The following is an 11,493-nucleotide window of genomic DNA, read 5'->3' on the forward strand; positions in this document are numbered from 1 at the left end:
GCGCCGGGCCGGGGCGGACCGGGTGCGTCCGGGCGGTGCCGCAGGCTGACCGGACGGTGGCGGAAAACCTTTGGAACTGAGCGGCGGCCGCCCGGGAGGATGGGGTCGACAGCACGCGCGGGCAGCGGCAGCGCCCTTCGCGGACCTCACCACACCCCTACTCCGGAGAGCAGCCATGTTCACGCCCGGCCGTGCCCGTTTCGAGAAGATTGTCGTGATCGTCGCCGTCCGCTCCGGGTGGGGCCGACGGCACTGAGCGCACCGAAGCCCCCGCCGACCGGACGGGGGCTTCGGTGCGATGCATGATCAGCTGGTCAACGGGATCAGCCGTTCAGCGAGGCCATCCAGGCCTCCACCTCGTCGGCCTGCCGGGGCAGGCCCACCGACAGGTTCTCGTTGCCGTCGGCGGTGACCAGGATGTCGTCCTCGATCCGGACACCGATGCCGCGGTACTCCTCGGGGACGGTCAGGTCGTCGGCCTGGAAGTACAGGCCGGGCTCGACGGTCAGCACCATGCCGGGCTCCAGCACCGCGTCCACGTAGCTCTCGCGGCGGGCGTGCGCGCAGTCGTGGACGTCCAGGCCGAGCATGTGGCCGGTGCCGTGCAGGGTCCAGCGGCGCTGCAGGCCGAGTTCCAGCACCTTCTCCACGTCGTACACCGAGGCGTCGATCAGGCCCCACTCCAGCAGGCGCTCGGCGAGCACCCGCTGCGCGGCGTCGTGGAAGTCGCGGAAGGTTCCGCCGGGGCGGACGGCGGCGATGCCGGCCTCCTGGGCGTCGTACACCGCGTCGTAGATCTTGCGCTGCAGCGGGTTGAACCGGCCGTCGATCGGCAGCGTGCGGGTGACGTCGGCGGTGTACAGCGTGCTGGTCTCCACGCCGGCGTCGAGCAGCAGCAGCTCGCCGGGGCGGACGTCACCGTCGTTGCGCACCCAGTGCAGGGTGGTGGCGTGCGGGCCGGCCGCGGCGATGGTGCCGTAGCCGACGTCGTTGCCCTCGACCCGGGCGCGGCGCCAGAAGGTGCCCTCGATCCAGCGCTCGGAGGTGGCGACGGCCTGGCCGAGCTCGCGCACCACGTCGGTGAAGCCGTTGACGGTCGAGGTGCAGGCGGCCCGCAGCTCGCCGATCTCCCACTCGTCCTTGACCAGGCGCAGCTCGGACAGGAACACCGTCAGCTCGTCGTCCTTCTCGGCGTCGAGCTGTTCGGCGAGGGCGGTCTCCAGGGCGGCGTCGTAGCCGCGCACCAGGCGGGTCGGGACGGTGGCCGCGGCCAGCTCCTCGGCGGCCTTGCGGACGTCCCGCACGGGCAGGCCGTACAGCTGCTCGGCCTCGGCGTGCGAGTTGCGGCGGCCGACCCACAGTTCGCCCTGGCCGCTGAGCCAGAACTCGCCGTTCTCCCGGTCGGAGCGCGGCAGCAGGTAGAGCACGAAGTCGTGGCCGCCCTCGACGGGCTCGCCGACCAGGACCGCGTCCTCGGTCTGGTTGCCGGTCAGGTGCACGTACTCGCTGGCGGCGCGGAACGCGTACTCGGTGTCGTTGGCGCGGGTGCGCAGGTTGCCGGCCGGAACGACCAGCCGCTCGCCCGGGAAGGCGGCGGACAGCTTGGCGCGGCGCTCGGCCGCGTACGGGGCCTGGGCGACCGGCTGCAGGCCGTGCAGTTCGGTGTCGGCCCAGCCGGAACGCATGGACGCGGCGAGTTCGTCGGAGATGTCGCCGTACAGGCCGTTCTTGCGGCTCTTGATCGGCTCGTCCTCCTCGCCGTCGGCGGTCCCTTCGGGGTTCTCGGACTCCGCCGGGCTGCGGTCCTCGGTCACTACGTCGCCTCCTTGCGCGTGGTACCGCCCCGCACTCCCCGGGTCGCGGGGCGCGAGGGCGGACGTCGCCCCCATGGTACGTAGGGCCGTTCCAGTGAAGAAAGGCTGTTCGAGCTGCGGTTTCGTGCTACTCGAAGCGGGCCGCCAGCAGCACCAGGTCGTCCTCGCCCGGGTCCTCGCCGCCGGCCTCGGCCAGCAGGTGGTCGCAGAGCCGCTCCGGGTCCAGCCGGATGTCGCGGGGGGCGTCCGCGGCGGCCCGGCGCAGCGCGCTCTGCCCGGCGTGCAGGTTGGACCCGAACCGGCGGGCCAGGCCCTCGGTGTACAGCACCAGCACGTCGCCGCGCTCCGCGGTGAGCTCCACCCCGGGCGCCTCCCAGCAGCTGAGCATGCCGAGCGGCGCGGACAGCGAGGTCTCGACGAAGTTCGCCCCGTACCGGGTGAGCAGCACCGGCGGGCAGTTCGCCGCCCCGGCCAGCGCGATCCGGCGCTCGGCGGGGTCGACGTTGGCGTACACGGCGGTCGCCGAACGGGTCGGCTCGGTGGTCTTCAGCAGCAGCTCGAGGTCGCCGAGCACCGACACCGGGTCCTCGCCCTCCAGCACCGCGTAGGCGCGCAGCGCGGCCCGCACCCGGCCCATCGCGGCGGCGGCGCCGACGCCCGCGCCCGGTCCGGCGCTGGGGCCGCCGCCGAGCACGCTGCCGACGGTCAGCGCCAGGGTGTCGTCCGGCAGCGGGACCGCGTCGTACCAGTCGCTGCCCGCGGCGTGCTCCAGCGCGGCGGGCACGCAGCGGGCGGCGATCCGCAGGCCGGGCCGGGCGGGCAGGTGGTCGGGGAGCAGTGAGCGGCGCAGCGCGGCGGTGGCGCGCACCGCCCGGTCGGCCTCCAGCTGGCGGGCCAGCAGCGGGGAGGCGAACTCGCAGTAGCGGCGCACCAGGTGCTCGCGGCGTTCGTCGGGGCGGCCCGGTTCGTCGTAGAACCAGACGGCGGCGCCGAGCGCGCCCTCGCGTGCGGTGGCCAGCGGCAGCGCGTAGCAGGCGCCGAGGCCGAGCCGGGCGGCGATCTCGCGGAACCGGGGGCCGACCGTCGGGTCGGTGGCCAGGTCGGAGATCAGCAGCCGGCCGGTGGCGCCGGGGAGGCTGAGCAGCTCGGCGAACGGGCCGTGCTCGGCGGGGATGGTCTCCAGCTGGCCGAGCGTCGCCGGGTCCAGGCCGAGGCCGACCGGCCGGGCCAGCGTGCGGGCCGGCCCGGGCCGCAGGGTGACCACCAGGCCGCGGCGGGCGCCGAGCAGTGCCGCGCCGGAGTCCAGCAGCGCGTCGAGGGTGCCGGGCAGCCCGTCGGCCCGGGCCAGCAGCTCCAAGTGCTCCTGGAGGCTGGTGAAATCGGACAGCCATCCGGCCAAACGGTCCTGCAGATCCGCCGAGGGCACCTCGCCGAGTTCCGGCAGCAGCACCGGCTCGGACCTCAGGGCCTCGGCCGCCAGCGGCTGGACGTCGGTCATGTCGCAACTCCCCACAATCCGGAACGTGTCACGCAGGAGCCCCGAGACCGACCGAAAACGATGTCTTTACTCACTACTCGGCACGATTCCCCCACTTGTACACAGGCCGATCGGGGCATGTCCAGGACTGCGACGGGCCGAACGTGCCAGGGATCGTACGGCGAGGCCCCGCAGGTGCCACCCGGGGCGCCGGGCACTCACTCGTACGGTGGAACCGGCGTCGGCGGAGGCGCGTCCATCCGGACGTATGGGGGATTCTCGTTCCAGCGGAGCGGCGTGGGCATGAGCGCGCCCGCACCCGCCCGCACCCCCGGCCCAGGCCGACCGACGCGGAGAGGAACGAGCCGCCATGCGCCGACACAGCCAAGAGCCGCTGACCGAGCGGGTCGGCCAGTGGTGGCCGGGCCGCCGAGGCCGGACGCTGGCGCTGGCCGCCGCGCTGCAGGCCGCCGCCGGCTGCGGCTGGCCGGTGGTGCCGGGGGCGCGGGCGCTGCGCGGACCGGCCTGCTCGTGCCCGGACCGGCTCTGTCCGGCGCCCGGCGCGCACCCGTGCGACCCGCCGCTGGAGGCGGCCACCACCGATCCGCGGATGGTCCGGCACTGGTGGGAGCGGCGCGCGCCGGGCGCGCCGGTGCTGGCGGCCACCGGCCGGTCGCTGTGCGCGGTGAGCCTGCCCCGCGCGGCCGGGCCGTGGCTGCTGCGGCACCTGGACGAGACCGGCGTCCCGTTCGGCCCGGTGCTCGGCGCGCCGGGCCGGTTCGTGCTGCTGACCGCGCCGTACACGCTGCCGGAGCTGGGCGCGCTGCTGTCCGAACGGCCGTGGGTGCCGGGTACGTTGCGCTATCACGGGCCGGGCGGCTACCTGGTGCTGCCGCCTTCGCGGACGGGCGCGGGCCCGGTGCACTGGGTGCGCCGCCCCGGCCACGGCCGGCCCTGGCTGCCCGAGGTCGGCACCCTGCTGGGCGGGTTGATCACCGCGAGCGCGGTCGCCCTGCCGTACTGCTGACCTTCCGTCAGGTCCGTTGCGCAGTAGGCCCGGAGACAAAAAAGGCCCGACCGCTGGCGACGGGGGATGCACCAGCGGTCGGACTGTTCAAACAGTAACAAAGATCCGGCTCCGCGCCAATTTGTCCACGCCGAAAGGACCTTGGGATTTTCGGCCGTCTGGCGGAAATGTGACGCCGGTCACTGCTCTGCTAGTTGAGGGTGATCTGACGGTTCACCAGGTTGGCGCGGGCGCGGCGCTCCTCGGCGGTCAGCGGCGCGGGCGCGGCCAGCACCTCGGCCAGCTTCGCGGCGAACTCGACGGCGGGCTTCTCCACCTCGGCGGCGGTCATGTCCACCCGCAGGTCCCACACCGGCACGGTCAGGCCGTGCGCCCGGAACGAGCCGACCAGCTTGGTGTTCTCGCCCAGCGAGCTCTCGCCGGCCGCCGTCAGCCGGGCCAGCGCGTCCAGCAGCTGCTCCTCCGGCACGGTCATCACCCAGCGCAGGTGGTTCTTGTCCGGGGTGCCGCACCAGTACGCGGAGTCCACGCCGGCCAGCTTCTCGGTCGGGATCGCCGAGGCGTTCGCCCGCTCCAGCGACGCCGCCACCTCGCCGGTCGCCGACTCGGCGTCCTCCAGCCAGAATTCGAACCCGGTGAACACGGTGGGCACGAAATCGGCCGTGGTGTCGAGCAGTTCCTGCAGGCGGCGGCCGCCCGGGTTGGTCCGGCGGGCCGGCACCGGGGTGCCCGGCTCGGTCGCCAGCGCCAGCTCCAGCGCGTCCGCCAGGTCACGGCTCAGGTCGCCCGAGGACGACTGGGTCTGCAGGCCCAGCAGGATCGAGCCGTCCGCCCGCCGCAGCGCCGGCCAGGCCAGCGGCAGCACCGTCGCCAGCGTCACCGACGGGACGGTGCCGATGGCCTCCTCGGCCACCCCGGCGGCCAGCGTCAGCGGCACGGTGGCGGCCGGCACCAGCTCGCGCAGCGCCACCCAGTCCGCCTCGCCCGGCAGGCCCTCGAACGGCCGGTGCACCAACTCCTGCACCGCGTGCGCCGCCTCGCGGCCGTGGCAGGCCTTGTACCGGCGGCCCGAGCCGCACGGGCACGCCTCGCGCGCTCCGACGACCGGGATCTCGCCCTCGACGACGGTGGACTGGCTGGGCTGCTTCTTCGCGGCCTTCTTGGCCATGGTGCGGCTCTCCCGGGGACGTCGGACTTTGCACCGCGCAGCCTACTTCGCCCGCGGCCCGGGATTCAGGCGCTGCGCCGCTCCCCGCCGCCCACCACCTGCTCGAACACCGGCAGCTCCGCCCACACCGTCACCTGACCGGGGGCGTGCCGCACCCCCCAGTCCCGGGCCAGCTTGCCGACGATGCTCAGCCCCCGGCCGCCGTGCGCCGACACCGACGGGCTGGCCGGCACCGGCCGGGTGGTCGCCCCACCGTCCGTCACCTCGAGGGTCAGCAGACCGTCCCCGCGCATCCGCCAACTCCACAGCACCGTACCGATCTCCGCGTCGTCATCGCCGTGCGGATGCCACTCGGACGATCTGTCCGCCTCGTCGGGATCATCGGCCGGCAGCGGTCTGGCGTGACGACAGGAATTGCTGAGCAGTTCGGAGAGGATCAACACCGCGTCGTCAATCACCCCGTCCGGTATCGAGCGATCACCGAGATCGTCGCGCAGCCTCCGCCGCGCGGTCGAAACACTGGCCGGACCGTGCGGAACGGCCATGGCCGATGAGGTCGACCCGGCCTGAACTGGCAAAGCTCGCGCCACCATCAACGCCACCCCCGGACCTCCTTCAGCTTCTGCCGAGGGATGGATGCCCGCCGTTAATGCATCGGAAACGGGAGTTCGACGATCCGATCGCGGCATTAACGAGATCCGCACGACGGGCGGCCAAAAGGTGAGGAGCGTCTCACCTTCGGTCTCACCGGGGGGCTTGTCCGAATGGCCAACAGGAAATACCCCGTTCGGTATTTCTGTCACGCCTATGGGGCGCGGGTGCCACCCGCCGGTTGCGCGGTCAGCGGCCCAACTGGGCCAGTACGTCGGCCGGTCGATTGGTGATCAGCGCCTCCACGCCCAGTTCCAGGCAGAGTTCGACGTCCTCGGGGCGGTCCACCGTCCACACGTGCACGCGGTGGCCGGCCCGGCGCAGCGCCCGGATCAGGTCCGGGTCGCGGCGCACCAGCGAGATGCCCGGGCCGGCGATCGACGCGCCGCCCGGCAGCGCCTTGGTGCGGCCCAGCAGCGGCACCGGGCGCTCCCACAGGTACACCCGGGGCACCGCCGGGGCGTTCCGGCGGACCCGGTGCAGGGCGAGCTCCGAGAAGCTCATCACCCGCACCGTGGACTCCTCCGGCGTGGCCGGCAGCAGCCCGAACCGGCCGAGCATCCGCAGCAGTTCGGACTCCACCCGGCCCGCGTACCGCACCGGGTGCTTGGTCTCGATGGCCAGCTCCACCCGCCGCCCGGTGTCCGCGACCAGCTCCAGCAGCCGCTCCAGGGTCAGCACGGAGCTGCGCTGCGGCTGCTCCGGGTGCTTCCACGAGCCGAAGTCCAGCGCGGACAGCTGCGCCAGCGTCATCGTCGACACCACGCCCTGCCCGTCCGAGGTGCGGCGGACGTTGCGGTCGTGCACGCACACCAACTGCCCGTCGGCGGTGACCCGGACGTCGCACTCCAGTCCGTCCGCGCCCTCCTCCAGCGCCCGCTTGTAGGCCTCCTCGGTGTGCTCCGGAAGGGCCGCGGAGGACCCTCGGTGGGCGATCACCTTGACCGCGGAGCGGTCGATCGGAGCGGGGAGCGGGGCCGAGGCGCTGTGCTGGGTGTTCACGTCAACCAGCCTACGCGGCACCGGATGACGGGTGGCTTCCGATCCGGCAACACTGCGGTGAACAGCCCTTGATGCGGCGTCAGCCCTTGCGGCGCTCCACGGCCGCCACCGCGCCGGTCGCCAGCGCCGCCACCAGGAACGAGAACAGCGAGGCCGAGCTCCACGCCTGCGGGGTGAAGTGCACGGCCTCCTGCGCCTGCGTCCACAGGTCCGTCCACCAGCCGGCCACCGCGGTCGGCGCCAGGAACTGGTACACCGCGAAGCCCAGCGCCCACGGCGCCAGCATCACCCAGCGCGCCGGGGCGTCCTGGGTCAGGTTCCAGCCGCGCCGGCCGGCCCCGAGGAAGTAGTCCACCGCCAGCACCGCGAACAGCGGCACGAACACCGACCCGATCAGGCCGAGGAACGCGTAGTACGAGTCGGTGAACTCCTTGATGCGCAGCGCCAGTACCGTCACCAGCACGCCGATGCCGCCGGTCAGCACCCGCCGGTCCACCTTCGGCCACAGGTTGTGGATCGACATCGCCGTCGAGTACACGTTCGCGAACGACTGGTCCGACTCGCGCAGCACCAGCACCAGCAGGAACGCCCAGCCCGCGGCCACGCCGGTGAACGAGCCGAGGATCTTCTCCGGGTCGCCGCCGGACTGCAACAGCGCCACCACGCCCAGCACGTAGCACCACACCTGGGCCACCGTGTAGCCGGAGAACGTCCCCCAGAACGCGCTCGCCGAGGTACGTGCGTGCCGGGTGTAGTCGGCGGCCAGCGGGACGAACGAGATCGACACCGCGATCACCGCGTCCGTGGCCGACAGGAAGCCGTCCCAGTTGCCCGCACCCGGGTCCGGGAAGCCCAGCCGGGCGAACTGCACCGTGAAGTACACCATCGCCACACCGACCGCGACGGCCACGTACTTGCGCAGCACCGCGATCGCGCCCAGCGGCCAGATCGTCAGCACCGTCGTCAGCACGCCCGCCAGCAGCACGAACAGCCAGCGCCAGCCCTCGGTGCCGGCCACCGTCTGGGCACCCCAGGCGATCACCGTCAGCTCGTACACGCCCCAGCCGACGCACTGCAGGATGTTCAGCACCGTCGGCACGTACGACAGCCGGGTGCCGAACAGACCGCGCAGCACCGCCATGGCCGGCGCGCCCGTGCGGGCGCCCACCAGCGCCGCCACCGCGAGCATCGCGGTGCCGATCGCGGTACCCGCCACGATCGCCGTCACGGCCGCGGTGAAGCCCAGCTCGTGGCCCTGCTTGCCCAGCACCGTCGCGGCGCTGGTGAACCCGATCAGGCTCACCCCGAGGTTCGCCCACAGCGCGAACAGCGCCCGGAAATCCAGCGTCCGCGGCGGCGCCGTGTCGAGGGTCAGCGGGGCCTCGGCCCGCGCGGCCGTCTCAAGATCGGAAATTGGGGCAGACGGAACAGCCGTCATGGCCGATACTCCCTACGCCGGCATTACCCGGACAGGTTCCGGCGGTCAGCGCCCCCTCGACCGGGGTGGCGACACCGCCATGCCCTACGGTCGATCCGGCGCACTCTCAGCCTGGCTGGTCCAAGCTCCCGCGACGTTCTTCGGTTTACAGGAGCGACAGGCTAGCCTCCGGGTGGGAGAACGCCAAGGCCGGGGGGAACGGCGTCCGCATCGCGGGACCACTGATGTCCATGTCAGCGAGGCCTAAGGCTTCTCATGATTTCTTCAGGGGCCCGCTTACGGTGTCCGAATCCGGCATAGGAAAAACTGTGCCCCGAGGCTGTGGCCGCGCCGACCGAGCGACGGACCGCAGCCCAAGGTTCTGTCAGCGATGGAGGTCGTCCGTGAGCACCGAGCACGCGAGTGGTACCACCCCGCCGGAGAAGGCCCCCGAGGCCACCGGCACCGAGGCGGCCGCCGCCACCGCCGGAACGCCCGCGCCCGCTCCCTCCTACCTCGACGCCCCGCCGCCGGTGCTGCCGGCGGCCCCGACGGCGCCCGCGCCCGCCGCGCCGGTGCCCGACCAGACCATGCAGCTCGGGAAGGTCCCCGCCGCGCCGGCGGCCCCGCCGGTGGCCCCGGCCCCGGCTCCGGCTCCGGCTCCGGTGGACGCGCCGCCGCCGTTCCAGAACCCGTACGGCAGCGTCAGCGAGCCGGCCAGCCCCTACACGCCGACCACCGTCGCCCCGGCCGTGCCGCCGCACGCCCAGGAGGCACCGGCCAACCCCTACGCGTCGGCCCCCGATGCCCAGCCCGTGGCGGCCAACCCGTTCGCGCCGACCGCGGTCGCCCACGACCCGCAGGGCACCCCGGGCGTCCCTGGCGTCCCCGGCGCCCCCGGGGAAGGGCAGCACCCGTTCGGCGCCGGTCACCCGGTGGGCGGCTGGGGCCACCCGGCCGGCGGTCCGGGCGGCGTCGGCGGGCCGGGCGAGCCGGGTGCGCCGTGGGGCGGCCCGCAGCCCGCTCCGGGCGGCGGCTCCGGCAAGAGCAAGCGCGGCGGCCTGGTCGCGCTGGTCGCGGCGGTCGCCCTGGTGGCCGGCCTGGCCGGTGGCGCGATCGGCGCGAGCGTCTCCGGCGGGAACGGCGACAGCGGCACCAAGCACACCAGCACCACCGTCAGCGTCGGCAACGCCCACCAGACCCTGGACCGGGCCCCCGAGTCCGTCGCCGGGATCGCCGCCAAGGCGCTGCCGTCCACCGTCACCATCAAGGCCTCGAACTCCAGCGAGTCCGGCACCGGCACCGGGTTCGTCTTCGACACCGAGGGCCACATCCTGACCAACAATCACGTGGTCGCGCCCGCCGCCAAGGGCGGCAAGCTCTCCGTCAAGTTCTCCGACGGGTCCTCGTACACCGCGTCCGTGGTCGGCCGCGCCGAGGGCTACGACGTCGCGGTGATCCGCCTCGACAACCCGCCCAAGGACAAGCTCGTCCCGCTGCCGCTCGGCGACTCCGACAAGGTCGCCATCGGTGACTCCACCATCGCCATCGGCGCGCCCTACGGCCTTGAAGGCACCGTCACCACCGGCATCATCTCCGCCAAGGACCGCCCGGTCGCCTCCGGCGACGAGACCGGCGCCAACTCCTCGTACATGAACGCCCTGCAGACCGACGCGTCGATCAACCCCGGCAACTCCGGCGGCCCGCTGCTCGACAGCTCCGGCTCGGTCATCGGCATCAACTCGGCGATCCAGTCGAACACCAGCGGCTCCGGCCGGGCCGGCTCCATCGGCCTCGGCTTCGCCATCCCGATCAACCAGGCCAAGTGGGTCGCCCAGACCCTGATCAAGGACGGCACCCCCGTCTACGCGATCCTCGGCGTCCTGCGCAACGACGACTACCGCGGCGACGGCGCCCAGATCGCCACCGCCCCCGTCCGCGACACCCCCGCCGTCACCCCCGGCGGCCCCGCCGACCAGGCCGGCCTGAAGGCCGGCGACGTCATCACCAAGCTCGGCGGCATCTCCATCGACAGCGGCCCGACCCTGGTCAGCGAGATCTGGACGCACAAGCCCGGCGAGAAGGTCGAGGTCGAGTACACCCGCGACGGCAAGGCCGCCAAGACCACCGTCACCCTCGGCGAACGCAAGGGCGACAACTGACCCCTCCACCACGGAGTGCACCGAACCCGCCCCGACCCGTTAGGCTGGCCTCCGCCGAGGAGGGTTGCCCGAGCGGCCTAAGGGAACAGTCTTGAAAACTGTCGTGGCCTCTGGTCACCGTGGGTTCAAATCCCACACCCTCCGCGCCTGAGAACGGCCCCCGACCTGCAGTTTCCGGTCGGGGGCCGTTCGGCGTCCGCGGGGTGAGGGGCCGTCAGGGGAGGCGGCCGTGGGCCTGGGCGAGGGTGAGGGCGGCGAGGGTCATGCCGTCGTCGAGGTGGCCGGTGGTGATCCAGTGGCGGAGGTCGGGGAGGGGGAGCCAGCGGGTTTCGGTGACTTCGTCGGGCAGCAGCGGGGTGCCGGAGGGGGTGTCGCGGACGGTGGCGTGGACGATCGCGACGGTGCTGGCGAGCAGGCCGGAGTCGGGGGTCATGGTGCCGAGGAGCTCGAACTCGGCGTCGGGGACGCCGAGTTCCTCGTGCAGTTCGGCCCGCGCGGTGACCAGCGGGTCGGCGCTCTGCGAGAAGCCGCGGGGCAGGCCCCACTGGGGGCGGCCGAGCGGGTAGCGGTAGGTGCGGACCAGTCCGATCAGGTCGTCGTGGACGGGGATGATCACCACGCCGAGGCCCTCGTCGCGGTGACGGATCCTCAGGTAGTGCCCGGCGGTCCCGCTCGGGAAGGCGACCTCGTCGTCGTAGACGTCGACGAAGCTGTTGCGGTACGCGAGGACTTCGCGGGTGCGGCGGATGGCGTCTGTGTGCTCGGTGTCTGTCAT

At 73.2% G+C, this 11,493-nt stretch carries 9 protein-coding genes, 1 tRNA gene and 1 riboswitch; of the genes, 3 read left to right on the forward strand and 7 right to left on the reverse strand.

What is annotated here, in order from left to right; genetic code table 11:
* Window positions 1-323: 323 nt before the first annotated feature.
* Window positions 324-1,814: an aminopeptidase P family protein gene (locus ACGFWJ_RS14335; protein ID WP_392948984.1), complete on the reverse strand. Its 1,491-nt coding sequence runs from the start codon at window positions 1,812-1,814 to the stop codon at window positions 324-326.
* A gap of 127 nt (window positions 1,815-1,941) precedes the next feature.
* Complete coding sequence (locus ACGFWJ_RS14340) at window positions 1,942-3,312, reverse strand: PP2C family protein-serine/threonine phosphatase (protein ID WP_392948987.1); 1,371 nt, start codon at window positions 3,310-3,312, stop codon at window positions 1,942-1,944.
* 349 nt (window positions 3,313-3,661) lie between these two features.
* Between ACGFWJ_RS14340 and ACGFWJ_RS14345 the strand changes: the two genes are divergently transcribed.
* Entirely contained in the window at window positions 3,662-4,318 is a 657-nt protein-coding gene (locus tag ACGFWJ_RS14345; protein ID WP_387639511.1) for a bifunctional DNA primase/polymerase, read from the forward strand.
* A 190-nt stretch (window positions 4,319-4,508) separates the two neighbouring features.
* On the opposite strand, the gene ACGFWJ_RS14350 is transcribed toward ACGFWJ_RS14345, so the two are convergent.
* The 4 genes from ACGFWJ_RS14350 to ACGFWJ_RS14365 form a co-directional block, all read right to left on the reverse strand.
* Complete coding sequence (locus tag ACGFWJ_RS14350; RefSeq protein ID WP_392948990.1) at window positions 4,509-5,486, reverse strand: DUF5926 family protein; 978 nt, start codon at window positions 5,484-5,486, stop codon at window positions 4,509-4,511.
* A gap of 65 nt (window positions 5,487-5,551) precedes the next feature.
* A complete protein-coding gene (locus ACGFWJ_RS14355) occupies window positions 5,552-6,079 on the reverse strand; it encodes an ATP-binding protein (protein ID WP_392949447.1) in 528 nt (175 codons plus the stop codon).
* Window positions 6,080-6,326: 247 nt separating this feature from the next.
* A complete protein-coding gene (locus tag ACGFWJ_RS14360; protein ID WP_392948993.1) occupies window positions 6,327-7,139 on the reverse strand; it encodes a glycerophosphodiester phosphodiesterase in 813 nt (270 codons plus the stop codon).
* 79 nt (window positions 7,140-7,218) lie between these two features.
* Complete coding sequence (locus ACGFWJ_RS14365) at window positions 7,219-8,577, reverse strand: purine-cytosine permease family protein (protein ID WP_387639503.1); 1,359 nt, start codon at window positions 8,575-8,577, stop codon at window positions 7,219-7,221.
* A riboswitch (TPP riboswitch) is annotated at window positions 8,568-8,719 on the reverse strand. It overlaps the preceding gene by 10 nt.
* A gap of 241 nt (window positions 8,720-8,960) precedes the next feature.
* Here ACGFWJ_RS14365 and ACGFWJ_RS14370 point away from each other — a divergent pair.
* Together ACGFWJ_RS14370 and ACGFWJ_RS14375 are read left to right on the forward strand one after the other, a co-directional pair.
* A complete protein-coding gene (locus tag ACGFWJ_RS14370; RefSeq protein WP_392948996.1) occupies window positions 8,961-10,718 on the forward strand; it encodes a trypsin-like peptidase domain-containing protein in 1,758 nt (585 codons plus the stop codon).
* 58 nt (window positions 10,719-10,776) lie between these two features.
* Window positions 10,777-10,862, forward strand: a tRNA-Ser gene (locus ACGFWJ_RS14375).
* Between the two features lie 70 nt (window positions 10,863-10,932).
* Here the strand turns inward: ACGFWJ_RS14375 and ACGFWJ_RS14380 are convergent.
* Entirely contained in the window at window positions 10,933-11,493 is a 561-nt protein-coding gene (locus tag ACGFWJ_RS14380; RefSeq protein ID WP_392948999.1) for an NUDIX hydrolase, read from the reverse strand.

The sequence above is a fragment of the Kitasatospora sp. NPDC048407 genome, from assembly GCF_043200475.1.
In the GTDB taxonomy this organism is placed as follows: domain Bacteria; phylum Actinomycetota; class Actinomycetes; order Streptomycetales; family Streptomycetaceae; genus Kitasatospora.

Excerpts from the sequence above, each read along its gene's own strand:
- ACGFWJ_RS14345 (WP_387639511.1), top strand. The coding sequence starts at position 3,662 with ATGCGCCGACACAGCCAAGAGCCGCTGACCGAGCGGGTCGGCCAGTGG.
- ACGFWJ_RS14365 (WP_387639503.1), bottom strand. The coding sequence starts at position 8,577 with ATGACGGCTGTTCCGTCTGCCCCAATTTCCGATCTTGAGACGGCCGCG.
- ACGFWJ_RS14355 (WP_392949447.1), bottom strand. The coding sequence starts at position 6,079 with ATGGTGGCGCGAGCTTTGCCAGTTCAGGCCGGGTCGACCTCATCGGCC.
- ACGFWJ_RS14350 (WP_392948990.1), bottom strand. The coding sequence starts at position 5,486 with ATGGCCAAGAAGGCCGCGAAGAAGCAGCCCAGCCAGTCCACCGTCGTC.
- ACGFWJ_RS14340 (WP_392948987.1), bottom strand. The coding sequence starts at position 3,312 with ATGACCGACGTCCAGCCGCTGGCGGCCGAGGCCCTGAGGTCCGAGCCG.
- ACGFWJ_RS14380 (WP_392948999.1), bottom strand. The coding sequence starts at position 11,493 with ATGACAGACACCGAGCACACAGACGCCATCCGCCGCACCCGCGAAGTC.